Origin of the sequence: Mannheimia kashgarensis (assembly GCF_041807705.1) — a bacterium.
Lineage (GTDB): Bacteria > Pseudomonadota > Gammaproteobacteria > Enterobacterales > Pasteurellaceae > Mannheimia.
Genome location: NZ_JBGTYY010000013.1, coordinates 19,940 through 45,444, shown reverse-complemented (window position 1 = coordinate 45,444; position 25,505 = coordinate 19,940). Strand labels below are relative to the sequence as shown.

The 25,505-nt window shown below is 43.3% G+C and carries 15 protein-coding genes, 1 tRNA gene and 1 pseudogene; 8 read left to right on the top strand and 9 right to left on the bottom strand.

The features are described from left to right. Positions 1-64 precede the first annotated feature (64 nt). Entirely contained in the window at positions 65-3,160 is a 3,096-nt protein-coding gene (locus tag ACERCF_RS06945; protein ID WP_373625096.1) for a tetrathionate reductase subunit A, read from the top strand. Positions 3,161-3,320: 160 nt separating this feature from the next. Further along, positions 3,321-4,157, top strand: a complete 837-nt coding sequence (locus tag ACERCF_RS06940) for an MBL fold metallo-hydrolase (protein ID WP_373625095.1) — start codon at positions 3,321-3,323, stop codon at positions 4,155-4,157. A gap of 69 nt (positions 4,158-4,226) precedes the next feature. On the opposite strand, the gene parC is transcribed toward ACERCF_RS06940, so the two are convergent. Beyond that, positions 4,227-6,473 (bottom strand): DNA topoisomerase IV subunit A, encoded by a 2,247-nt coding sequence (parC, locus tag ACERCF_RS06935; protein WP_373625094.1) that lies wholly within the window; start codon positions 6,471-6,473, stop codon positions 4,227-4,229. Between the two features lie 183 nt (positions 6,474-6,656). On the opposite strand from parC, the gene ACERCF_RS06930 reads away from it, so the two are divergent. The 6 genes and pseudogenes from ACERCF_RS06930 to tadA all read left to right on the top strand — a co-directional run bounded on the left by ACERCF_RS06930 (position 6,657) and on the right by tadA (position 15,882). After that, the gene (locus tag ACERCF_RS06930) at positions 6,657-7,994 is read left to right on the top strand and encodes a TonB-dependent receptor domain-containing protein (protein WP_373625093.1); all 1,338 of its coding nucleotides are present in this window, start codon (positions 6,657-6,659) and stop codon (positions 7,992-7,994) included. A 101-nt stretch (positions 7,995-8,095) separates the two neighbouring features. Further along, positions 8,096-9,874, top strand: a pseudogene (locus ACERCF_RS06925) (ABC transporter ATP-binding protein/permease). A 241-nt stretch (positions 9,875-10,115) separates the two neighbouring features. Continuing rightward, positions 10,116-12,275 carry a polyribonucleotide nucleotidyltransferase gene (pnp, locus tag ACERCF_RS06920; protein ID WP_373625104.1) on the top strand — a complete coding sequence of 720 codons (2,160 nt, stop codon included), beginning with the start codon at positions 10,116-10,118 and terminating at the stop codon, positions 12,273-12,275. Between the two features lie 80 nt (positions 12,276-12,355). After that, a complete protein-coding gene (gene nlpI, locus ACERCF_RS06915; protein WP_373625092.1) occupies positions 12,356-13,279 on the top strand; it encodes a lipoprotein NlpI in 924 nt (307 codons plus the stop codon). A 188-nt stretch (positions 13,280-13,467) separates the two neighbouring features. Next, positions 13,468-15,279 carry a DEAD/DEAH box helicase gene (locus tag ACERCF_RS06910; RefSeq protein WP_373625091.1) on the top strand — a complete coding sequence of 604 codons (1,812 nt, stop codon included), beginning with the start codon at positions 13,468-13,470 and terminating at the stop codon, positions 15,277-15,279. 81 nt (positions 15,280-15,360) lie between these two features. Beyond that, the gene (tadA, locus tag ACERCF_RS06905; protein ID WP_373610946.1) at positions 15,361-15,882 is read left to right on the top strand and encodes a tRNA adenosine(34) deaminase TadA; all 522 of its coding nucleotides are present in this window, start codon (positions 15,361-15,363) and stop codon (positions 15,880-15,882) included. 26 nt (positions 15,883-15,908) lie between these two features. On the opposite strand, the gene ACERCF_RS06900 is transcribed toward tadA, so the two are convergent. The 8 genes from ACERCF_RS06900 to ACERCF_RS06865 form a co-directional block, all read right to left on the bottom strand. After that, on the bottom strand, positions 15,909-17,003 hold the full coding sequence (locus ACERCF_RS06900; protein WP_373610947.1) for a lytic murein transglycosylase: 1,095 nt from the start codon (positions 17,001-17,003) through the stop codon (positions 15,909-15,911). Further along, positions 17,000-17,929: a tRNA pseudouridine(55) synthase TruB gene (truB, locus tag ACERCF_RS06895; RefSeq protein WP_373610948.1), complete on the bottom strand. Its 930-nt coding sequence runs from the start codon at positions 17,927-17,929 to the stop codon at positions 17,000-17,002. The genes ACERCF_RS06900 and truB overlap by 4 nt, the downstream gene beginning before the upstream one ends. A 2-nt stretch (positions 17,930-17,931) precedes the next feature. Further along, the gene (rbfA, locus tag ACERCF_RS06890; protein WP_373610949.1) at positions 17,932-18,312 is read right to left on the bottom strand and encodes a 30S ribosome-binding factor RbfA; all 381 of its coding nucleotides are present in this window, start codon (positions 18,310-18,312) and stop codon (positions 17,932-17,934) included. Positions 18,313-18,394: 82 nt separating this feature from the next. Continuing rightward, positions 18,395-20,941 (bottom strand): translation initiation factor IF-2, encoded by a 2,547-nt coding sequence (gene infB, locus ACERCF_RS06885; protein ID WP_373610950.1) that lies wholly within the window; start codon positions 20,939-20,941, stop codon positions 18,395-18,397. A gap of 21 nt (positions 20,942-20,962) precedes the next feature. Further along, positions 20,963-22,459 (bottom strand): transcription termination factor NusA, encoded by a 1,497-nt coding sequence (gene nusA / locus ACERCF_RS06880; protein ID WP_373610951.1) that lies wholly within the window; start codon positions 22,457-22,459, stop codon positions 20,963-20,965. 20 nt (positions 22,460-22,479) lie between these two features. Further along, complete coding sequence (rimP, locus tag ACERCF_RS06875; protein WP_025236139.1) at positions 22,480-22,941, bottom strand: ribosome maturation factor RimP; 462 nt, start codon at positions 22,939-22,941, stop codon at positions 22,480-22,482. Between the two features lie 227 nt (positions 22,942-23,168). Further along, positions 23,169-23,245, bottom strand: a tRNA-Met gene (locus ACERCF_RS06870). 48 nt (positions 23,246-23,293) lie between these two features. Continuing rightward, positions 23,294-25,444, bottom strand: coding sequence for a transglycosylase SLT domain-containing protein (locus ACERCF_RS06865; protein WP_373625090.1), 2,151 nt, complete (start codon positions 25,442-25,444; stop codon positions 23,294-23,296). Between the last annotated feature and the right edge of the window lie 61 nt (positions 25,445-25,505).

Sequence of the window (25,505 nt, the reverse complement as noted above, 5' to 3'; positions counted from 1 at the left end):
CCACCTAATCCGCCCGTTTTTACAATGACTGCATTGAATTTTAGCTTTGCTTGTGGGGAATAAAATGAATAACAAACGGCGGAATTTATTAAAAGGTGGTCTTGCGCTCGGTGGGGCGGCGGCGTTTGGGGCGGGGTATGCGCCGAAGGTGTCGGAGATTGCCAAAGGGGTGATACACGGTACTTCGGGGGTGAAAACCACCGATCCGATTCACGGCAATTCGCTGTCGCCGGAGTATCAAGTGAAAGGTGGCAAACTGCTGACGAACCCAAATCAGATGGTTTGCAACACGCAGTGTATGGGTTGTTGGACGCAGTGTGGTATTCGGGCAAGGGTCGATCTGCAAAGCAACAAGGTCATTCGCATTGCGGGCAACCCCTACCACCCGCTCTCTTCCGATAAAACTCTGCCGTTCGGTATGCCGATTGCCAAAGCGGAGGTGTTACTAGCGGGCGAAAGTGGAATTGAAAACCGCTCTACCGCCTGTGCCAGAGGTGCGGCATTTTTAGAAGGCGTGAACAGCCCCTACCGCATTACTCAACCATTAAAACGGGTTGGCAAGCGGGGCGAAGGCAAGTGGCAGACCATCAGTTTTGAGCAGTTGGTGGAAGAGGTGGTGAATGGCGGTAATCTGTTCGGTGAGGGCGAAGTGGAGGGCTTGAAGGCAATACGCAACCTACAAGATCCGATCAACCCGAAACAGCCCGATTTAGGCGTGAAAGCTAACCAGCTCCTTGTGACTTTTGCTGGCCCCGAAGGTCGTCAGCCGTTGTTGCAACGCTTTGCTCAGAAGAGTTTCGGCACGATCAACTTTTCCCAACATGGGGCGTACTGCGGGGCATCTTACCGTGCCGGTTCGGGGGCGTTTATGAAGGATTTCGACAATAACCAACACGCCAAGCCGGACTGGGATCACGCTGAATTTATCCTGTTTATCGGCACTTCACCGGCTCAATCGGGCAACCCGTTCAAACGCCAAGCCCGTCAGCTTGCCAAACGCCGTCCTGATGACAATTTCAGCTATGTGGTGGTTTCGCCCCGCTTGGAGATGACTTCGTCCCTTGCCACGCAGAATAACCACTGGGTGCCGATTAAGCCCGAAGGCGATTTGGCTCTGGTGATGGGAATGTTGCGTTGGATTATCGAAAACAACCGTTTCAACGCCGATTATCTCTCCCGCCCGAGCCTGTTTGCGATGGAGAAAGCGGGCAATGTGAGCTATGCCAACGCCTCTCACCTGATTATCTGTGAGCCGAACCACCCGAAATTCGGTCAGGCATTGCGGATTAGCGATATTCAAGCGGTGGTACTCGACCCAGAAGAGAAAGTGGAAGAGAATGTGATCGTGGTCAAAGATCAGGCAACGGGTGAGCTGATTGCCGCTAAACAGTGCGAACAAGCGGTCATTTTTGTGGAACAAGTTGCAAAATTGCTCGATGGTTCGGAAGTACTGGTCAAATCTTCAATGCAGTTGCTCAAAGAGTCCGCCCAACAAAAAACACTGGCAGAATACAGCAAGATTTGTGGTGTGCCGGTGCAAACCATTGAAAACTTGGCGAAAAAATTCACCTCTCACGGGCATAAAGCCAATGCCATTACGCACGGCGGCACCATGCACAGCACGGGCTTCTACACTGCTTGGGCAATTTTGCTGTTAAATGCGATGGTCGGCAACCTCAATAAAAAAGGCGGAATGTCGGTCAGTCCCGGCAAATTTAAGGATTTCGGCGATGGCCCGAGATATGATTTAGCCAATTTCCCGAACCAAGTGAAGCCGAAAGGCACGAACCTCGCCCGCAGTAAAAAGGCGTACCAAAATTCGAGCGAGTTCAAGCAGAAAGTGGCGAAGGGCGAAAATCCGTACCCTGCACAGGGGGCGTGGTATCCGTTCACCGGCGGGCAGACCACCGAGATGATCACCTCAATGGTGCAGGGCTACCCCTACTTTGCGAAGGCGTGGATCAGCCATATGAGCAACCCGATTTACGGCTTGACGGCGATGAACCCGATTGCGTTGGAGAAACTCAAAGATCCGACCATCTTACCGCTCTTTATCGCCGTTGATGCCTTTATGAACGAAACCACCGCTCTGGCGGATTACATCGTGCCGGATACGCACAATTTCGAGAGCTGGGGCTTTTCAAGCCCGTGGGCAGGCGTGCCGACCCGTGCCAGCACCGCTCGCCACCCGATTGTCGCCTCACTGAATGCGAAAACGGCGGAGGGCGACACAATCTGTATGGAGGCCTTTGTGATTGCCGTTGCCAAGAAAATGGGCTTGCCGGGCTTTGGTGAGAATGCGATTGCCGATTTGGAGGGCAACAGCTATCCGCTCAACCGTTCGGAAGATTACTTTCTACGAGCGGCGGCAAACATCGCTTTTGTCGGCGAAAAACCGGCTCCTGATGCAAACGAGCAAGATCTACTGCTCACTGGCGTGCAACGGATTATGCCGAAAATCGAGCAGACACTCAAAGCGGAAGAACGCCTGAAAGCGGCGAATATCTATTGCAAGGGCGGGCGATTCGCCCCACACGAGAGTGCTTGGAAAGGCGATAATATGGCGTTCCAGTGGAAAAACTGCCTGCAAATTTGGAATGAAACCGTGTATAAAGCCCAACACCACAGCAACGGCGAACACTATTGGGGCTGTCCGAGCTATATGTCGCCTCGTTTTGCGGACGGCTCAACGCTTGAACAGCACTACCCGCAAGCGGAATGGGACTTTAAACTGATTTCGTTTAAATCGAACATTATGAGCAGTATCACTGCCCCGCTGTTACGCCTGCTCTCGATCAAGCCCGAAGGCATTGTCGCAATGAACCGCCTTGATGCCGAAGAGCGAGGAATTAAACACGGCGAACTCGTAAAACTCAGCACCCTAACCGCCAGCCTCAGCGTACAAATAATGGTGCTGGACGGCATCGCACGAGGCACGATTGGGATTGAGCACGGCTACGGCCACAAACAGCTCGGGGCAAGCTCCTACACCATTGACGGTGTGGAAGTGCAAGGCAACCCGATGATCGCCAAAGGGATTAACCTCAACGATCTTGGCATTATCGACCACACCAAAGCCGTCAAATCCCCGTGGATTGATTGGGTCTGCGGCTCGGCGGTACGCAACGGCATACCGGCGAAGGTCGAAAAAATGATTTAACGGCAGGGCAAGCGGTGGATTTTGCAACATTTTCTGCAAAATTCACCGCTTGTTGCTGCATAAAATTCTCAACTTTTGAGAGAATAGCCCGCATTTTTCCGCTGAAAAGTGCGATAACACGATGGCCTAGCCATCTTTTCAACACAGGAAATCCTATTTTATGAAAAAAACCACATTAGGTCTGATCGCAGCGGCACTGTTTGCCGCTAGTGTCGCTCAAGCTGCCGATAACCAATATCAACATATTCGCAATGCGACCGCTAAAATTGAGTATGCGGGCAAAACCTTTTTGGTCGATCCGTACCTTGCCGAGAAAGATCGCTACCTACCGCCAAATGCTCAAAAGCGTAACCCGACCGTAGAGATGAATCAAAGCATTGAAGAAGTGCTGAAAGGCGTTGATGCGGTGATCGTCACCCACACCCACGCCGACCACTGGGACGAAGTGGCACAACAGCGAGTGCCGAAAAATCTGCCGATTTTCGTGCAGAACGCCGGTGATGCCCGTTTAATCCGCTCACAAGGCTTTACCGATGTGCGTGTGGTCGGTAAAGATACGCCGTTTGAAGGTGTTACCTTAACCCGCACACGGGGTCAGCACGGCACCGATGCGATGTATGCGAACCAGAAAGTAGCGGAAATGGTCGGCGATGCGATGGGCGTAGTGATGAAAGCCGAAGGCAATCCGACTGTTTATTTGGTCGGCGATACCATCTGGAATCACGAAGTAGAGTATTCATTCAACACCTATAAACCGGATTTTGTGGTGCTGAATGCCGGCTGTGCCAAACTGCCGAATTTTGAAGGCAGCCCGATTATGTGTCAGGACGATGTGGAAAAAGCCCACACTATCGCCCCGCAAGCGAAAATTTTAACCGTGCATATGGACGCACTACCACAAACCAGCATCAGCAGCGATCAGATGAAAGCCTTTGTGGAAAAACAGCAGTTAAACCGTGTTACTGTGCCGAAAAACGGTGATGTGATTAAGTTCTAATTTTACTTATAAAGTGGCTTAAATTCTTATTATGTAGTTTTAAGCCACTTTTGATATTCATATACAGACTTATTCCACAATCTCCACAGTCGAATTAATACTCAACCCTCTTACAAGTTGTGAACCTTTTCTAGCACGCTCGCCTCGGTAGTTGTCGATGTCAGTCGGTTTTAACGTAATCTTACGTTTGCCCGAAACAAACACGAGAGAGTTCGTTGGTTTGATGACCAATAAACGGGCGAGATATTCATCACCTGATTTTGCTGCGGCTGCAGAAATGTTAATGATTTTATTGCCTTTTCCTTTAGATAATTCAGGAAGTTCGCTTACTGGGAAAACAAGCATTCTGCCAACATTACTCATTGCGACAAGTGATAAATTTTCATCATTTTCAAGTAGTTGCGGCGGTAGCACTTTTGCATTTTCTGTTAAAGAAATGACCGCTTTCCCTGCTTTGTTGCGTGAAACCAAGTCTTCAAAGGTACAAATAAAGCCATAGCCTGAATCAGACGCCATTAACACTTTAGTGTCTGAATTTGCCATTAATACCTGTTGCACCGTTGCCCCTTCAGGTAAAGTAATTTTCCCTGTAAGCGGTTCGCCTTGAGAGCGGGCTGAAGGGAGTGAAGTTGGCTCTAAGGCATAAGCTCGCCCTGTGCTATCTAAGAACACCACCGGTTGATTGCTTCTACCTCGTGCGTGGGCAAAGTAGCCATCGCCTGCTCGGTAGCTTAGTGCTTGTACATCAATATCGTGCCCTTTTGCACAGCGTACCCAGCCCTTTTCAGACAGGATAACGGTTACATCTTCCGTTGGCGTTAAGTCACTTTCTGCAATCGCTTTAGACTCTGCACGCTCCACCAATGGCGAACGGCGTGGGCTGGCAAAGGTTTTAGCGTCTGCTTGAATTTCTTTCTTAATTAATGTGTTTAAACGGCGTTCCGAACCTAAAATAAGCTGTAATTCATCACGCTCATTTTCAAGATCTGATTTTTCCGCCTGTAATTGATGCTCTTCTAATTTTGCCAAGTGGCGTAAACGTAAGTTCAGAATAGCTTCGGCTTGTAGTTCGCTTAAATTGAAACGAGCCATTAACTCTGCTTTTGGATCGTCTTCGTTACGAATGATCTCAATCACTTCATCGATGTTTAAGAAAGCAATCATCAAACCGTCTAAAATATGCAAGCGGTTTAAAATTTTGTCTAATCGGTAATTTAAACGGCGAGTTACTGTCGTACGGCGGAATGTCAGCCATTCGGTTAAAATCGTAAGTAGATTTTTTACCGCTGGTTTGCCATCTAAACCAATCATATTCATATTTACACGATAACTTTTTTCCAGATCTGTCGTTGCAAACAAGTGATCCATCAAAGCATCAAAATCAATACGATTCGAGCGAGGCACAATCACAATGCGAATTGGGTTTTCGTGGTCAGATTCATCACGAATATCGTCCACCATCGGCAATTTTTTATTTCGCATTTGAGTGGCGATTTGCTCAATAATTTTTGACGGCGATGCTTGATGTGGCAAAGCTGAAATCACAATTTCGCCCTCTTCTTTTTTCCACACCGCACGCATTTTTATCGAACCACGCCCTTGCTCATACATTTTGGCAATTTCCGCTTTTGGCGTGATAATCTCTGCTTCCGTTGGGTAATCAGGGCCTTGCACGACGGTCAGAATATCGTCTAAAGTCGCTTTAGGATTATCCAATAACATCACGCTGGCATCAGCCAACTCGTTAATGTTATGAGGAGGAATATCGGTCGCCATACCCACCGCAATCCCCATTGTGCCGTTTAATAAAATATGTGGTAAACGGGCTGGTAAGTATTTTGGCTCTTCGAGTGAACCATCAAAGTTTGGTTGATAATCAACTGTGCCTTGCCCTAACTCGCCTAATAGCACCTCAGCAATTTTAGAAAGTTTAGATTCGGTATAACGCATTGCAGCGAAGGATTTCGGATCATCGGGTGCTCCCCAGTTTCCTTGTCCATCAACGAGTGGATAGCGGTAAGAAAACGGCTGAGCCATTAACACCATTGCTTCATAACAGGCACTATCGCCGTGCGGGTGGAATTTACCTAGCACATCACCCACCGTACGAGCCGATTTTTTATATTTTGCAGAGGCATTTAAGCCCAGTTCAGACATCGCATAAATAATACGACGTTGCACAGGTTTTAAGCCATCGCCAATAAACGGCAATGCCCTGTCCATAATCACATACATTGAATAGTTGAGGTAAGCGTCTTCGGTAAAACGCTTAATCGGCATTTGTTCAATGCCTTCATAATTGATTTCTGTGGTCATTTCTATTTTATTCTTATGGGAAAAATGAGCGTTATTTTCTACGATTTAGCGATTTTAGTCTAGCTCGAAACGCAAGCGGTCATTTTTGCTTACTATTTTACATAACTAAAACGCTTTAGCCTGCTTTTGAAAGACACATTGTTATAATTGAGAATAATTTTCAACTACAAATGGAATTATAAAATGAAATTCAAACACCCCCCTTTCTATCTTGCTCTCTTTATGACTACCCCTCTTTTATCGGCACAGGTGATTAAAGGGGCTTCAACGGCAACCGTTGGTATGGATCCGGAAGGTTCTGCCGGTGCATCGGTGAACATTGAAACCAAACGGGCAAGAGATGAACCGATCAATAAAATCGGCTTGGCGTGGTTCGGCAATAACCGTTTACAACCGTCATTTGATCTTGCCCGCCGTTTTGGTGCGAATAATGAATGGGGCATTCGGGTAAGCGGTTTATACCGTGACGGCAATACGCCTCGTCACGGCTATTCGGAGCTGGCAAAAGAGATTGCGGTTGGGGCGGACTATCGTGGTGATAAATTGCGGGTTGGGCTGGACTATTTCCAAACCAAGCGGGCTGCTAACGGCGGTCGGGCAAGGTTACAGGATTTGCAAAATTTAGTCTTTAATCTCCCGCTTGCACCTAACGGCAAAATCAACCTTGTGCCTGAGTTGTCGAAACAGACGACCGATGATGAAACGGCAATGCTGACCTTTGAATACGACTTGCCGGCCACAATGATGTTATCGGGCGGAATCGGGCATATGGAATCAAAATACTACGGTTCGTTTACCCAGCTCAAAGCGTTGGATACTCAGGGCAAATACAGTGCCGAAAACAGTACGGCAATGGATTTCGGCTCCCGTGCCACCAGCAGTAACTTAAAATTGCAAGGTCAGTTTGAAACCGGCGTGATTAACCACTATTGGAGTGTGGCGTATGATCGGGTTCAGCGTCAGCGGGATCACGACAGCAATCCGACAAATGCCCGTGCCGGTAGATATACGACCAATTTCTATCACCCGAATTTTAGTGAAGCACCGAACCATCGAGGTATTGTGCAAGCTGCCGATAATCAATTTACCGCTCAAAGCGTGGCGTTATCCGATACACTGGGCATATGGGAAGATAACATTCGTTTGACTCTCGGCGGCCGTTTCCAATGGATTGAGCAGTTAAATCGTACCACCTCAACCCGTTTGAAGGCTGACCGGTTCAGCCCGATGGTTGCGGCAGCTTTCGTGCCGAATTTAACGCTCAACGCAGGTATTCAGCATTATGGCAAATCCTATCAAGATACTGCCGCACAATATAAATTACCGTCTTATACCACTGTCGATTTAGGGGCGAAATATACCTTGAAATGGGCTGATAAACAGAGCCTGACCCTGCGTGCCGGTGTGGAAAACCTGTTTAACAAGCACTACTGGCAAGTGCAACGAGGGCAGTATGATCGTAGCTTTGCGGTGTTCGGTATGCCAAGAACTTACTGGACGAAAGCTGAATTTTCTTTCTAATTAATCTCAATCCAAGCGGCGGCATTTTGCAAATTTTTTGCCAATTTGCCCCGCTTGTTTGCGTTTGAATATCGGGATATTCTCTCTAAATCGATTAAAAAATGAATTGGCAAACTGAATTAAATAACAGCCTGTCGTGGCTGTTACTCGCCTTAGTCTGTGTCTCTATCGGGCTATATCTCTGTGCGTTATTGATTGGCCGCACCTCTTTTGGTGCTGAAATTTTGGCATATCACCCGTCCGGTTTGGCAACAGACCAACAAGCTGAAAACGCTTGGCTTGATATTATTACTGTTACTGCTGGTGCTGATGGAAGTGCGGATCAGTGTGCTGAATACCTTTTTCTACAACGGGTTGTACTCCTCAATGCAGAAAAAAGAGGTGGACGCATTCTGGTTTTTTGCCTTGATTAACCTAATGTTGGTCTTGGTGAAAACTATCCATTCGATTATCAACTATTTCTTGCAACAGGTGTTTGAAATCCGCTGGTTGGAAAAGTTAAACGCCGAGTTGGTGACACGCTGGCTGTCCAATAAAAATTACTACCTGCTGAAATATGAGAAAAGTCTGCCGGATAATATCGATCAGAGGATCGAACAAGATGCGGTGGAGTTTATTCACGGTACGCTTGATGCGGTGCGAGGGGTGATCAATGCGGTTGTGTCGATCATCGAGTTTACCCTTATTTTGTGGGGGCTGTCAGGGATTTTGGCTCTGTTCGGGCTGGAAATCCCGAAAGGTGTGGTGTTCTTTATCTATCTGTTTATTATTGTGGCGACAGTGCTATCGGTCTGGATCGGCAAACCGTTGGTCGCACTGAACTTTAATAAAGAGAAATTTCAAGGCGACTACCGCTATTCGCTTATTCGGGTGCGGGATAATGCGGAGAGTATCGCCTTCTATTCCAGCGAAAAACAGGAACGGGACAATCTACAACAAAAATTTCAAGCCTTAATCGACAACCGTTGGCGGATTGTCCGAAAAATGTTAGGGCTGGACGGCTTTAATACCGGCGTGACCCAAATTGCAATGATTTTACCACTGATGTTGCAATCACAACGCTTTTTCTCGGGGCAAGTCACGCTGGGGGATATGCACCAAACCGTGCAATCGTTTAACCGCTTAATGCGGGCATTGTCGTTCTTTCGCCTGTTTTATGATGATTTCACCCTGTATCAAGCCCGCTTAAACCGTCTCTACGGCTTTATGACGACCTTAGATAAATTGGAAGCCCGCTCGATCCATCAGCCCTATGCGTGTAGTAGCGGCTTTTTCCTACGAAATTTTGTGGTAAAAGATGCACAAGGCGAGATTTTGTTTGATCAAATTAACATCACACTCAATGCTGGTGATGCGTTGTTAATTCAAGGGACATCAGGCACAGGGAAAACCACACTACTGAAAGCCTTAGCGGGATCTACCCGTTTGAGACAATTGGGCAGGCAGAGCGGGTATGTGTCGAAAATCCACTGTTTTTGCCACAACGCCCTTATGTACCGCAAGGCTCGTTGAAACAGGCAATCTGCTACCCGTAGATTCAAGCCGATGATGAGCAAATACAAGCCGCAATGCAGATTTGCGGATTAGAGAAATATCAGTATGCCCTTGCGTGGGAACACGATTGGCAAGCGGTGCTTTCCCCCGGTGAATTACAAAAAGTGGCTTTCGTGCGGATTTTGCTCAGCAAACCGGCGTTGATTTTCCTTGATGAAACGATCTCAGCCTTAGATGAGCCGACAGAGGCAAAACTCTATCAGGCGGTAAAATCTGCTTTGCCGCAGAGTATTCTGATTAGTGTCGGACATCGTTGTACTTTACAGGCGTTTCACAATCAGCAATTGGTGTTGGGAAATGACCGTTTGAACTGCTGTCGCTTTTAAAGAGTAGCCCTGAATTTGATTCGGGGCTTTTTACAAGCGGGCAAAAAGAAGAAATTTTTTGCAAAAAACAAATAATCAGCGATTTTTATATGGTTATGGGCTATAATGGCACGGTTTTATTTCCGTGTTTTAGAGGCGGCTATCAAAAAGGTTCTGTGGGGGCGGTTTAGAACCTTTTTGCTAGTCGCAATGTTTAGGAAATAGAACCTCAACTTACATTTTATTAGAGGACTTAAAAATGATGAATCCAATTGTTAAACAATTTAAATACGGTCAGCATACCGTAACTTTAGAAACTGGTGCTATTGCACGCCAAGCAACGGCGGCAGTAATGGCAAGTATGGACGATACGACCGTTTTCGTGACAGTAGTTGCTAAGAAAGATGTGAAAGAAGGTCAAGATTTCTTCCCATTAACTGTTGATTACCAAGAGCGTACTTACGCAGCTGGTCGTATTCCAGGTGGTTTCTTCAAACGAGAAGGTCGTCCGTCTGAGGGTGAAACTTTAATCGCTCGCCTGATTGACCGCCCTGTTCGTCCATTATTCCCTGAAGGTTTCTTCAACGAAATTCAAGTGATTGCAACTGTGGTATCTGTAAACCCACAAATCAGCCCTGATTTGGTTGCGATGATCGGTGCATCTGCGGCACTTTCTTTATCAGGCGTGCCGTTTAACGGCCCAATCGGTGCGGCTCGTGTTGGCTTCATCAACGATCAATTCGTTTTAAACCCAACCACCAGCGAGCAAAAAATCAGCCGTTTAGACTTAGTGGTTGCCGGTACGGATAAAGCGGTATTGATGGTGGAATCCGAAGCGGACATCTTAACCGAAGAGCAAATGTTAGCTGCGGTGGTGTTCGGTCACGAGCAACAACAAGTTGTGATTGAAAACATCAAAGAGTTCGTGAAAGAGGCAGGCAAACCTCGTTGGGATTGGGTTGCTCCAGAGCCAAATACCGATTTAATCAACAAAGTAAAAGCGTTAGCAGAAGCTCGTTTAGGTGATGCGTACCGTATCGTTGAAAAACAAGTTCGCTATGAGCAAATTGATGCGATCAAAGCAGAAGTGATTGCTCAAATCACCGGCGAAGATGAAACCGTTTCAGAAGGTGCTATCATCGACATCATCACCGCATTAGAAAGCCAAATCGTGCGTAGCCGTATTATTGCAGGCGAGCCTCGTATTGATGGTCGTACTGTAGATACCGTGCGTGCGTTAGATATCTGCACTGGTGTATTACCAAGAACTCACGGTTCTGCACTATTCACCCGTGGTGAAACCCAAGCATTAGCGGTGGCAACTTTAGGTACTGAGCGTGATGCACAAATCATTGATGAATTAACCGGCGAGAAATCAGATCGCTTCTTATTCCACTACAACTTCCCTCCATATTCTGTAGGCGAAACAGGTCGTATCGGCTCGCCAAAACGTCGTGAAATTGGTCACGGTCGTTTAGCAAAACGGGGCGTATTAGCGGTAATGCCAACCGCCGAAGAGTTCCCGTATGTGGTGCGTGTGGTATCTGAAATCACAGAATCTAACGGTTCTTCTTCAATGGCGTCTGTATGTGGTGCCTCATTAGCGTTAATGGACGCTGGCGTGCCAATTAAAGCAGCGGTTGCGGGTATTGCAATGGGCTTAGTGAAAGAAGACGAGAAATTCGTGGTACTTTCAGACATCTTAGGCGATGAAGATCACTTAGGTGATATGGACTTTAAAGTAGCAGGTACTCGTACCGGTGTTACCGCTCTTCAAATGGATATCAAAATTGAAGGTATCACACCAGAAATTATGCGTATTGCGTTAAACCAAGCAAAAGGTGCTCGTATGCATATTTTAAGCGTGATGGAGCAAGCAATTCCTGCACCTCGTTCAGATATTTCTGACTACGCTCCACGCATTCACACAATGAAGATTGATCCGAAGAAAATCAAAGATGTGATTGGTAAAGGCGGTGCAACTATTCGTGCCTTAACCGAAGAGACCAATACTTCAATCGACATCGATGATGACGGCACAGTGAAAATTGCTGCAACTGACGGTAATGCAACGAAAGCAGTAATGGCTCGTATCGAAGAAATCGTGGCTGAAGTAGAAGTAAACCAAATCTATAATGGTAAAGTAACTCGTGTGGTAGATTTCGGTGCATTCGTATCAATCTTAGGTGGTAAAGAAGGCTTAGTTCACATTTCGCAAATTACTAACGAGCGTGTAGAACGTGTGGCTGATTACCTACAAGTAGGTCAAGAAGTACAAGTGAAAGTGGTAGAAATCGATCGACAAGGTCGTATCCGCTTAACGATGAAAGATCTTAATAACACCAATTCCGTAGAAGATACAGAAACTGTAGCTGTAGCTGAAGCTGAAGAAGTTATTACTGTAGAACAAGAAAATATCTAGTTCTAAAAGTAAAGGGGAATAGTCAGGTATTAAACGCCTGCTATTCCGTTTTTATGTCTATAATTAAAGGCAATGTAAAAATGGCACAACTGTTTAAGTTGTTTCGAATTCGTTTCTTTTTACTTAGTTTAATTTCTGTTCTTGTGCTAATGGGTTGTACAGGGCGTTACTCTGACCTCGTTTCTATTAAGAATTTAGCATTAGCAGAACTTAATCCTCAACTTCGTTTTGAACAAGAGGCAATGATGGTAAGGCTGAGCCAAGTATTGGAAGAAGCACCATTAACGCCTTCTGAACAAGCAGATCTCTATTTTGGAAGAGGGGTCATTTACGATAGTTTAGGGCTTTGGTCTTTAGCTCGTTATGATTTTGCTCAAGCGATTTCGATTAATCAGCGAATGGCAGCGGCTTATAACTATATGGGATTATACCTTCTACTAGAAGGCGATTATGATAGCTCAATTGATGCCTTTAATGCTGTATTGGAGCTAGATAACGAATATAGCTATACTTATCTAAATCGTGGTTTAGCATTTTACTATAGTGGTCGCTATTCTGAAGCTCAGCGTGATTTATTGCATTTTTACGAGGAGGATAAAAAAGACCCTTATCGTGTGTTATGGCTCTATTTTAATGAACTAGAATTTACACCTTCGGAGGCTAAAAATAATTTACAACAAAGAGCCAATGCTCTTTCGCCCGATTATTGGGGGACTAATATCGTAAATTATTTTTTAGGCAAGCTAAATTTAGCCGAACTTCGTGCTATAATAGATAATGAAGCTAAAGAAAATAGCTCACAATATGCTGAAATACTGACAGAAACGTATTTCTACTTAGCAAAACAACAACTCAAATTAGATCGTAAAGATGAGGCAATCAGCCTCTTCCGCCTTGCTTTAGCAAATCAAGTGTTTAACTTCGTTGAGTATCGTTTTGCCCTGTTTGAACTTTCACAAATTCGTGGTATGACTCAAACATCTCCCATTGTTGATAAAGAATAGGGAAAATTAGGACAGACAAGCGGTCAAATTTTGTAAATTTTTTATAAAAACCGACCGCTTATACTCAGGGGATTTTTAGAGCATTACGCTTTTTTATTTCATCTTTTCTACCTACATTTCAACAATATAATTTTCATTGAATGATTAGCTTTTATTCTGTTTAATCATTCCTCAAACTATGGTTTTTTATGACAACTGAATCTTTAACTTTTGCCGACTTAGGCTTACCTCAATCTATTCTTGATGCTGTAAACGATATGGGCTTTGTAAAGCCATCGCCAATACAACAAGAATGTATTCCTCATTTATTAGCTGGTCAAGATGTGCTAGGTATGGCACAAACAGGAAGTGGAAAAACAGCAGCGTTCTCTCTGCCCCTATTAGCTCAAATCGATCCAACGCAACGCCATCCACAAATGTTAGTAATGGCTCCTACTCGTGAGTTAGCAATTCAAGTGGCAGATGCCTGTGAACAATTTGCGAAAAATCTTAAGGGTACTCGTGTTGTTACTATTTACGGTGGACAGCGTTACGATATTCAACTCCGTGCTTTAAAACAAGGTTCACAAGTTGTGGTAGGAACGCCAGGTCGTATTCTTGACCATATTCGTCGTGGTACTTTAGATTTATCTGAATTGAAATTTATCGTATTAGATGAAGCTGATGAAATGCTTCGTATGGGCTTTATTGATGATGTTGAAACCGTAATGGCTGAATTACCTGAAGATCATCAAACTGCTCTTTTCTCTGCAACAATGCCAGAGCCAATTCGCCGTATTACCCGCCGCTTTATGAAAGATCCGCAAGAGGTCAAAATTAAAGCGACTGAACATTCTGCGCCGGATATTGAACAAAGCTATTGGTTAGTAAACGGTTTCCGTAAAAATGATGCATTATTGCGTTTCTTAGAAGTTGAAGAATTTGATGCTGCAATTATCTTTACTCGCACCAAAACTGGCACTATTGATATTACCGAACTGTGTGAACGTAACGGCTACCGTACCGCTGCATTAAATGGCGATATGACTCAACAAGCTCGTGAGCAAACATTAGAAAAACTGCGCTCAGGTCGTTTAGATATTTTAGTTGCAACCGATGTTGCTGCTCGTGGTATTGATATTGAACGAATCAGCCTTGTGGTGAACTACGATATTCCACTTGAAGAAGAATCTTATGTACACCGTATCGGTCGTACAGGGCGTGCAGGTCGTTCAGGTCGTGCCTTATTATTTGTTGAGCCTCGTGAACGCCGCTTATTACGCAATATTGAAAACTTGATCAAAAAACCAATTAATGAAGTGGCAATTCCAAACCACGAAGTATTAATGGAAAAACGCCGTGAGAAATTCAAAGCCCGTATTTCTAAGCAATTAGAACATCACGATTTAGAGAAATATCGTGAGTTACTGGAAGATTTATTTACCGCAGACCAAGACCACGAAGAGTTAGCGGCTGCGATGATGATGTTATTACAAGAAAAACAAAAATTAATTCTTCCGCCAGATCCTGTTATTCGTTCCACTCGTTCAGAACGTGGTCGTGATCGTAATGATAGAAATGACCGCCGTAACAACCGTGAACAGCGTGAAAATAATAGTATTGCAATGGACTTATATCGCATTGAGCTTGGCCGTGAAGATGGCGTGGAAGTACGTCATATCGTGGGAGCAATTGCAAATGAAGGTGATATCAGCAGCCGTTATATCGGACATATCAAATTACACGACACCTACTCAACGATTGAATTGCCTCAAGGTATGCCAAAACATTTAGTGCAGCATTTTGCTAGCAAAGCACGTGTATTAAGCAAGCCGATGCAAATGAGCTTGTTAGGCCCTGCAAATGCAGCAAGTAATGCGAATCCGTTTGAAGGTCGTGGCAGAGGTAATCGCCGTGATCGTAACGATAGAGGCGGCCGCCGTGATGGTGGTTTTAATAAAGACCGTAAAGGCGGCTTTAAAGAAAAGCGTTTCAGCGAAAAACGTGGTCGCCGTGATTAATTAACAAAATGCCCTAGTCAATAGGGCATTTTTCATATTACACTACTTACAAGCGGTCTTTTTCTTATATTTTTTACAACTATGTTTATCAAACCTAACCAAATTTCTTGCTCAACCATAACTTCCGAACAAGATATTGCCTTTATGCAATATGCTCTAGATTTAGCTGATTTAGCTGAAGCAAAAGGTGAAATTCCTGTGGGTGCGGTATTAGTCGATAAAAATCAAAATATTATTGGCAAAGGTTGGAATCAAACCATCCAATTATCTGACCCATCCGCCCACGCTGAAATGCAAGCAATCCGACAAGCAGGGCAAACCATTGGTAATTATCGCTTATTAGATTGCACGCTCTATGTAACACTTGAGCCTTGCCCGATGTGTGCGGGAGCTATTTTACATAGCCGGATTAGCCGCTTAGTGTTTGGAGCGGGCGATTATAAAACAGGGGCAGTAGGTTCACGTTATCATCTGTTTGAAGATTATAAAATGAACCATTTTTTAGAAATACAAGGTAATATATTAGGAAAGGCGTGTAGCCAAAAAATCAGCGATTTCTTTAAACGAAGACGTGAAGAACATAAAGCTCAAAAAAAAGCATAGTAGAGCGCTCTGCTATGCTTTTTAACTTATTGACTAACTGAAGCTAAAATTCTATCCGCAAATTTGCCGATACTAATACCAAAGTTATTTGATCTGTTCCAATCCATCAATGTGCGGAAATTGCTAGACACTAAAAATGCTCTACCTGCTTCTTGATCTGGGCGAATTAACCAAACTTTTTTCCCATTTAAGCGAGCCATTTTCGCTACTTCCTGGTCATTCGGATAAGCTAAATAGACACCTAATGACTGCCATTCTGCCAGCGTTCTTGCTTTGTTAGCTTCAATGCCGGAGAAACTTAAATCCATCGGAGCAGATAATTTTACCTCAACGCCCCAAGGTAATTGGTTATCCCAGCCCACGGTTGAGAGATAATTTGCAATAGAAGCAAAAGCATCAGCTTCATTATCCCAAATATCTTTTTTACCATCATTGTTGCCATCAGCCGCATAGGTTAAATAGGAAGTTGGTATAAATTGGGTTTGTCCCATTGCCCCAGCCCAAGAACCCAACAATTCATAGCGTCTAATTGTGCCATTATCAAGCATTTTCATTGCATTAACGAATTCTTGCGTGAACAATTTCTCACGGCGACCATCAAACGCAAGTGTGGCTAATACGGAAAGTACATCAAAATCGCCTTGATTACGCCCGAAGCTGCTCTCCATTCCCCAAAGGGCTAAAATATACTCTTTTTGCACACCATATTTTTGGCTCGCACGAGTTAAATCTGCACTATATTCATACCAACGTTCCACCGCTTGATTGACTTTGGTTTGATTTAATACTTTATTCAAGTAATTCGTTACACCATTTCGATTTGGCGGTGGAGGCGGAGTGTTTGGATCACGCTTACGAGCCGCTTGCTGCTGGTCTAATTGCACTGCTCTCGCATTATAATTAATGAATTTCTGCTCATTTAATGTTTTTGCAGAAACACCTGCACCGGCTGCTTTCTGCTTCAAAAAATGCACATAGTCATTAAAATTGCTCACTGAGCGTGATTTCGTATATTGAGCATCTAAGTTTAAGCGAGAATAATGTTCAGAATTATCGCTTGAGCAACCTGCCAGAGCTAAGGTAATAATTGTTAAAGGTAAGATAAAAATTTTCTTTTTCATTCTATGTCTATCAAATTAACCATTCTATTTGGGCGAATTACGTTATCTATTGTAATTTCTGCCACACCTAAAAATTGTGCATTATCGGAGTATAAACGCACTAAACCATAAATGTGATTAAGATTGTCAAACCTAACTCTTTGACCAAAGCCAACCGCTTTAGTTTGCTGTTCGGTTAAATTTATTTTTGGCAATGAAGAAACAGCAGTATCCATTGCTAATAAATGCTTATCTAGCTCTACAAGCGGTTGATTTTCTGCTAAATTTTGCAAATCAGTATAGCTCATCATTTTTTCAATAGGGTAATTAGCCACCGCAGTGCGGCGTAACATAGTAACGTGAGCACCACAGCCCAGCACTTCGCCTAAATCATCAATAAGGGTACGAATGTAAGTCCCTTTTGAACAATGCACTTCTAAGGTTAGAAATGGTGCGTTGTACTCAATAAAATTCAGCTCAAAAATCGTAATCGGGCGAGCTTCACGCTCTACCGTAATCCCTGCTCTGGCATATTCATATAACGGTTTTCCGTTATGTTTTAATGCGGAAAACATTGTTGGCACTTGCAGAATATCGCCTCGAAATTGGTGTAAATTCGCTAAAATATCTGCTTCTGTTACATTCACGTCTCGAGTTCCAACCACTTCCCCTTCAGCATCAGAAGTATCGGTTCTTTCTCCTAGTTTCGCAGTAACCAGATAACGTTTATCTGAGTCCAATAAAAACTGGGAAAATTTCGTTGCTTCGCCCAAACAAATCGGCAACATACCTGTAGCAAGTGGATCTAACGCTCCTGTATGCCCTGCTTTATTTGCTTGGAAAATCCGTTTTACCTTTTGCAGAATATCGTTTGAAGACATTCCTTGTGGTTTATCTAATAAGAAAACGCCGTGAATATCACGGCCACGCTTACGAGGTCTAGACACAATTAGTCCTCTTTATGCTTTTCTTCGTCATTTTTGATCACACTAGATACAAGGTTAGACATACGCATACCTTCTACTAATGATTCATCATAGATAAAACGCAATTCAGGCACAATGCGTAAACGCATTGCTTTGCCTAATAGAGTGCGGATATATGGGCTGGCTTTTTCTAAGCCTTTCATTCCTTGTGCAATAGCTTCACGATCATTATCAAATAAGAAAGTAACAAAGATTTTCGCATAGGCTAAATCTCTAGACACTTCCACATCAGACACCGTTACCATACCGATACGAGGATCTTTCACTTCTCGTTGTAAAATCACTGCCACCTCTTTTTGTAACTCTTGAGCTACACGGTCGCTACGTTTAAATTCTCTGGACATATTTTCCCCTTTTGTAGGGGCGTGATGCTCACGCCCTAAAAATACAAAGGGCGTATGCAATACGCCCCTACTCAAAATTAGGTTAGATTGAGCGTTTCACTTCAACGATTTCAAACACTTCGATTTGATCGCCAACTTTTACGTCGTTGTAGTTTTTAACGCCGATACCACATTCCATACCGTTACGCACCTCAGATACGTCATCTTTGAAACGACGTAGAGATTCTAGTTCGCCTTCAAAGATTACAACGTTATCACGCAATACACGGATTGGATTGTTACGTTTAACCACACCTTCAGTTACCATACAACCTGCGATTGCACCAAATTTCGGGTGGCGGAATACATCACGCACTTCTGCCAGGCCGATAATTTCTTGTTTGAATTCAGGCTGTAACATACCGCTCATAGCCGCTTTCACGTCATTTAATAGTTCATAAATGATTGAGTAGTAACGTAAATCGATGTTTTCTGCTTCAATCACACGGCGAGCTGACGCATCTGCACGCACGTTAAAGCCAACCATAATCGCATTAGAAGCCGCAGCTAAGGTTGCATCCGTTTCTGTGATACCACCCACGCCCGAACCGATAATTTTCACTTTCACTTCGTCTGTTGAAAGCTCCATTAATGATTGGCTGATAGCCTCTACAGAACCTTGTACGTCTGCTTTTACAATGATGTTCAACTCTGCCACATCGCCTGCTGCCATATTGCTGAACATATTTTCCAGTTTCGCTTTTTGCTGACGAGCAAGTTTCACTTCACGGAATTTACCTTGACGATATAATGCCACTTCACGAGCTTTCTTCTCATCACGCACAACGGTCGCTTCATCACCTGCTGCCGGTACGCCTGAAAGACCTAACACCTCAACCGGAATTGATGGGCCTGCGGATTCAATGTCTTTACCATTTTCATCACGCATTGCACGCACACGTCCGTATTCAAAACCACAAAGTACGATATCACCTTTGTTTAACGTACCTGATTGAACAAGGATAGTTGCAACAGGTCCACGACCTTTATCTAAGTAAGATTCGATTACCACACCGCTTGCCATACCGTCTTTCACAGCGGTTAATTCAAGCACTTCAGATTGAAGAATAATAGCTTCTAATAAGTCATCGATCCCCATACCTTTTTTCGCCGAAACAGGTACGAATTGTACATCACCACCAAATTTCTCAGAAATAACCTCGTGTTGTAGTAGCTCTTGCTCAACACGATCTGGATTTGCTTCCGGCTTATCGATTTTGTTTACCGCAACCACTAATGGTGCACCTGCTGCTTTTGCGTGTTGGATAGCTTCGATTGTTTGAGGCATCACACCATCATCAGCGGCAACTACAAGTACTACGATATCCGTTGCTTTCGCACCACGAGCACGCATTGAGGTAAATGCTGCGTGCCCCGGTGTGTCTAAGAAGGTAATCATTTTACCGTCATCAGTTTCAACGTGGTATGCACCGATGTGCTGAGTAATACCACCTGCTTCACCTGCTGCCACTTTTGCTTTACGAATGTAGTCAAGCAATGAGGTTTTACCGTGGTCAACGTGTCCCATAATGGTTACTACCGGTGCACGAGTTACTTTTTCTGCATTAGTATCACGATCTTCTAAAACCGCTTCTTCTAACTCATTTTCTTTACGCAGAATAACTTTATGACCTAACTCTTCCGCCACTAATTGTGCTGTTTCTTGATCGATAACTTGGTTGATGGTTACCATTTCGCCCATTTTCATCATCATTCTGATGATTTCTGTCGCTTTAACCGCCATTTTATTCGCAAGTTCAGCCACAGTAATGGTTTCGCCAATCACAACATCAGCCTTCACTACTTGAGCAGGTTTAGTGAATGCTTGTTGCAACGCAGCACCTTTCTTACCGTGTTTGCGTTTACCTTTCACTTCTTTTTGGTTACGGCGATCTGCACTGCGTTCGTTTTTATCATCTTCACGCCCGCCTTTCTTCGCTTTAGCCACTGCACCTTTATTATTGCGACCACGACTATTTTCGCTACGGCGATCATTATCACGATCAGCTTCACGGGCGTAAGAAGAGGTAAAACGTTCATCGTCAAAATCTTCGCTACCGTTATCTTCTGCTTCTTCACGCGCAATTTCAGCTAAACGGCGGGCATTTTCTGCTGCACGTTTCGCTTCCATTTCCGCTTTTTGCTGTGCAAGCTCTTCTTGCTTACGGCGTAATTCTGCTTCTTCTTTACGCTTCGCTTCTTTTTCAGGATCAAGGGCTTTTTCTTGCTTCACTTGAGCTGGAGCTTTTGGTTTTTCTTCTTTTGCTTTGCTGTTTGGCATTACAGGGGCAGCTGGTGTTTTACTAGTGGTCTGTTCTGTCGCTTTTTTTGCAGCTGCTTCTTTAGCCGCTTTTTCTTTGGCTTCCGCTTCTGCTTTTTCACAAGCTAATCTCTCAGCTGCCTCTTTTTCTGCTTTCGCTTTTGCAGCAGCCGCTTCTTTAGCCGCTCTCTCTTGCAATGCTTTTGCATCAATTTTTGGTTTTTTCTCGATTACTTCAACCGCTTTTACTTTACCGCTCGTGGTTGTTGTATTCACTTTACTTGCTTTGCGAGCACCGCCAAGCGAAAGTGTTTTTTTCTCTTCAGTCATTTTTTATCCTCTTTGCTTAGCTTAGTTGAACCAACAAATTTGACGTGCAGCCATAATTAACTCGCCCGCTTTCTCTTCTGAAAGCTCTTCAATATCGGCTAAATCATCAATACCTTGCTCTGCAAGTTCTTCAAGTGTCGTGATCTGTTTTTCCGCTAATTTGAATGCGATATGACGATCCATACCTTCAAGCGTTAATAATTTATCTTCAATTTGAGCTGATTTTAATAATTGCTCTTCTTCTAACGCTTTTTTCGTAATCGCATTCTTCGCACGAGATTGAAGCTCTTCAACTAAATCTTCATCTTCTAAACCATCAATCGCCGTTAAGGTATCAACTGGTACATAGGCAATCGCTTCTAATGAAGTAAAGCCTTCTTCAATTAAAACTTGAGCAAACTCTTCATCAATTTCCAATGCAGAGGTTAATAAGTTGATAATTTTACCGTCTTCTTCTGCATTTTTCTGAGTTAATTCTTCGTTTGTCATCACATTTAACGCCCAACCTGTTAATTGGGTTGCTAAACGCACGTTTTGACCGTTACGACCAATAGCTTGAGCTAAATTTTTCGCTTCAACCGCAATATCCATTGAGTGAGCGTCATCGTTAATCACAATAGAGCTTACATCTGCTGGAGCCATTGCATTAATCACGAATTGAGCCGGGTTTTCGTCCCATAAAACAATATCAACACGCTCGCCACCAAGTTCATTGCTAATAGCTTGAACACGAGCACCACGCATACCCACGCATGCACCTACTGGATCAATACGTTTATCGTGCGTTTTCACCGCAATTTTCGCACGAGAACCTGCATCACGAGCTGAACCTTTGATTTCAATGACACCTTCGCCAATTTCAGGTACTTCAAGTTTAAATAACTCCTCAAGCATTACTGGTTTTGCACGAGTAACGAAAAGCTGAGGGCCTTTTGATTCAGGTTTGATTTCATATAACACACCACGCACACGGTCGCCCGGACGGAAGTTTTCACGAGGAATCATATCTTCACGCACAATAACCGCTTCGCCTTTGATGTCTTCAGTTTTGCCAGCTAACTCAAGGAAAATATTATCACGAGTTACTTTCTTAACCGTTGCGATAATAATCTTGCCTAAATCAGAACGGAATTCATCAATAATTTTGGTTTTCTCTGCTTCACGGATTTTCGTTTTCACGACTTGACCGAAAGTTTGAATAGCCACACGACCAAACTCAATAGACTCCACTTCATCTTCGATGAAATCGCCTAGTTGTACGTTTGGATCTTCAAATTGAGCCGCTTCTAAGCTGATTTCACGCGTCATATTGCTCACGCTCTCAACAACTGCCCAACGGCGGAAAGTTTGGAAATCGCCCGTTTTGCGATCAACGACCACACGCACATCAATATCTAAATCACGGCTTTTCTTCGTTGCAATGGTTAAAGCGGTTTCTAACGCTTCAAAAATCGCTTCTTTTGGTAATTGCTTTTCGTTTGATACTGCTTCTGCAGCTAATAAAATCTCTTTACTCATTTTGTCAGTTTGCCTTCATCTTAAAAATTAAAAACGGGAACTAAATTTGCTTTTTGAATGTTACCAAATGCGAATTGACGATCTTCGTTATCTACGGTTAGGGTAATAAAATCACCCTCAACTGCTTTGATTTGACCTTGCCATTTACGGCGATCGAACATTGGAATACGCAAATGAATAACCACATCACGACCGATAAAACGCTCATAGTGAGCAATGGTAAAGAGCGGTCTATCTAAACCCGGCGAAGAAACTTCTAGGTTATATTTATCTGCAATCGGATCTTCAACATCAAAAATCGCACTCACTTGACGACTCACATCACTGCAATCATCAATGGTTACACCGCCTTCTTTATCAATATATAAGCGAACCGTTAAAAAACGCCCCGCACGTTGGCATTCAATGCCGACTAATTCAAAGCCTAATGCTTCAATAGAATCCAGCACAAGCTCTTCTAATTTTTGTTCTAAGGTTGCCAAGTTAATCTCCAAAATAAAAAAGCTGGATAACACCAGCTTTGATACGTTAATTCCTGTACCAATTTCCGTAAAAAAACCCCAGACGGGAAACCGTGGGGCTTTAAGCGGTTTGTTTTATGATGTAACAACCACAAGCGGTCATTTTTTACTAATTTTTTGCAAAATTAATTTTAAAACATCATATAAAACAAAACTCACAACTTTAACCAAAGCTGTGAGCTTAAAACTGGTTGCGGGGGCCGGATTTGAACCAACGACCTTCGGGTTATGAGCCCGACGAGCTACCAAGCTGCTCCACCCCGCGTCTGATGGGTCTTATTATAGGCTTTTAATGTAAAAATGCAAGCCTTTTTTAATATTTTCGCTCTAATTCCGCTTGATAGAACATTTTTAATCCATCTTTTGCTTTTATATCACCATACAATGTTTGGTAATAGTAGTCATAAGCCAACACATTCTGCACATAACCTCTCGTTTCATAAAACGGAATACTTGCGATAAATTCATCCATTACTAAAGTGCCATTACTGCGTTTGAGCCACTGCTCTACACGCCCAGCACCTGCATTATACGCCGATGAAATCAAAATACGGTTATTTGGATATTTTTCATTAAGCTCCATTAAATGCGTTGTGCCAAGCATAATATTGTTGAATGGTCTAAATAAATCTCGCTCGCCTCTAAAAGGTAATCCGTTATCTTTTGCCGTTTTTTCTGCAGTAGCGGGCAACATCTGCATTAGCCCTCTCGCATTAGCGTGTGATTGAGCTTGTGGATTCCAAGCACTCTCTTGGCGTGCAATAGCTTGGGCAAATGATTTGCTCACATTTTTACCTTGCAAGTTGAGCTCAAACCAATCTGAATAGGCATTTGGCAAGCGTAAATCAATATGATCAAAGGCTTTTATCTGAATTGTACCTTCCACCGCTAAATCATACCAATTTTGCTCTTTTGCATATTTAATAATAGCAAGTTGCGTTTTAACAGGCGAATTTTCTCCTGTTTCAGGTTTCACATTATTGATTAAATTAATCCAAGCTCGCTTAGCCTGATCAGCTTGCCCTATCTCACGTAATTCTTGAATACGCTCAAATTGCTTTTCATATAATTCACGTTGTGGTCGAGTTAAATCCGCCACTTCGATAACAGGTAATTGATAAGCCATACCTAATTGTTGTGCCGCCAGCATTGGATAGAAACCTCGCTCTTTGACTAATTCCTCAAATGCGGATTTACGTTTAGCTTCATTCTTTTCAATTTTTGCCGACCAATAACGCCATTCCGCCTTATTTTTAGCCTCATTTGACAGAAGATTTAACCACTCATTTAAATCTGAGCGTTGCCAAATTGCCATACGCAATCTGCGTTCTAATAGATTATCAGCCCCTAAGGTTTTAATCTGCTCATCACGCCAGAATTGGAACGTTGGCTCTTCATTATCAAAATGTCGGCTGATAAATGCAATTTTTAACGCTTTAAGCTCATCTTCACTAAATTGATATTTCTCAGCCCATAATTGGTATTGTTCAAATGTCGGATTCTCCAGTTTCTCTGGCTGAGTACGGATATATTTTGGCAATAATTCCATAATAATTACTTTATTTTCCGTTTTAAATACCGAATCAAGCGGTTGATTTTCAATAAAACTTTGCAACTCTTTCGGATTAGCCGATACTTTCTCAACTGAACTTAACCACGTTTTCAGATTTTCATCAGTTGCATTAAGTGCTAGATTAGCAATTTCCGCATTTGCATTTTGTTTGACTAATTCAACCGCTTTCAAACGTACTTTTTCATCTGTTTTTAAGCCCTGATCTCGCCAAAAACTTTCTAAATTCGCACAGTCAGGCGTTAATTTAGGATTAGCCAACCAGAAATCATCAAACTCTTTCACTAAGGCGGATAATTCTGCATTTTCTACTTTTTGCTCAACCATCGGATTTATTTGAGCTTTGCTTGCTGCAATTTCATAACGAGCTGAAAATAAACGACATTGATCCACTAACTGCATAGGCTTAACGACTTTTGCATATTCAACCAATTCTTCAAATTTCTGCTCACGATAAAGCAGCTCAAACAGAAAATTCTGCAACTGCCGTTGATATAAAGATTCTGGATATTTTGCTACAAAGGCTTTAACTTCTTGCTCTGTTGCTTGCTTCGATGTCATTTTAGCATTCAGCAGCTTCCATTCGGCTTCCATTTCTAACGGATAGCCCGATAAAGTCGCCAATAAACGTTGGATAACTTGCTCTGTTGTAGGCGATAAATTTTTCTGACTGACTGCCGCATCAACTAAATAATTAATCTGCTGAAAATTTTCTCTCTGCTTTAAACGTAAATTTTCTGCGTGCTGCAACTCTTTCTGATAAATCGCTAACCAATCATTTTTTAATTGTTTTAATTCTGTTTCAGTATAACTTTTTGATGGCTCTTGCCCAGCTCCTGCCGCAAAGGTATATTGGCTCGTTAAAAACAGGGCAAGCAAAGTTTTCTTCCACATATTTTTCTCCTTAGTCGTGGGTTTTAGGCAGAAAAAGGCAAATAAAGTTCAATGTGAATAT

What these genes read in the sequence shown, in the direction of transcription:
- ACERCF_RS06945 (WP_373625096.1), top strand. Translation starts at nt 65, where the DNA reads ATGAATAACAAACGGCGGAATTTATTAAAAGGTGGTCTTGCGCTCGGT.
- ACERCF_RS06940 (WP_373625095.1), top strand. Translation starts at nt 3,321, where the DNA reads ATGAAAAAAACCACATTAGGTCTGATCGCAGCGGCACTGTTTGCCGCT.
- parC (WP_373625094.1), bottom strand. Translation starts at nt 6,473, where the DNA reads ATGACCACAGAAATCAATTATGAAGGCATTGAACAAATGCCGATTAAG.
- ACERCF_RS06930 (WP_373625093.1), top strand. Translation starts at nt 6,657, where the DNA reads ATGAAATTCAAACACCCCCCTTTCTATCTTGCTCTCTTTATGACTACC.
- pnp (WP_373625104.1), top strand. Translation starts at nt 10,116, where the DNA reads ATGAATCCAATTGTTAAACAATTTAAATACGGTCAGCATACCGTAACT.
- nlpI (WP_373625092.1), top strand. Translation starts at nt 12,356, where the DNA reads ATGGCACAACTGTTTAAGTTGTTTCGAATTCGTTTCTTTTTACTTAGT.
- ACERCF_RS06910 (WP_373625091.1), top strand. Translation starts at nt 13,468, where the DNA reads ATGACAACTGAATCTTTAACTTTTGCCGACTTAGGCTTACCTCAATCT.
- tadA (WP_373610946.1), top strand. Translation starts at nt 15,361, where the DNA reads ATGTTTATCAAACCTAACCAAATTTCTTGCTCAACCATAACTTCCGAA.
- ACERCF_RS06900 (WP_373610947.1), bottom strand. Translation starts at nt 17,003, where the DNA reads ATGAAAAAGAAAATTTTTATCTTACCTTTAACAATTATTACCTTAGCT.
- rbfA (WP_373610949.1), bottom strand. Translation starts at nt 18,312, where the DNA reads ATGTCCAGAGAATTTAAACGTAGCGACCGTGTAGCTCAAGAGTTACAA.
- infB (WP_373610950.1), bottom strand. Translation starts at nt 20,941, where the DNA reads ATGACTGAAGAGAAAAAAACACTTTCGCTTGGCGGTGCTCGCAAAGCA.
- nusA (WP_373610951.1), bottom strand. Translation starts at nt 22,459, where the DNA reads ATGAGTAAAGAGATTTTATTAGCTGCAGAAGCAGTATCAAACGAAAAG.
- ACERCF_RS06865 (WP_373625090.1), bottom strand. Translation starts at nt 25,444, where the DNA reads ATGTGGAAGAAAACTTTGCTTGCCCTGTTTTTAACGAGCCAATATACC.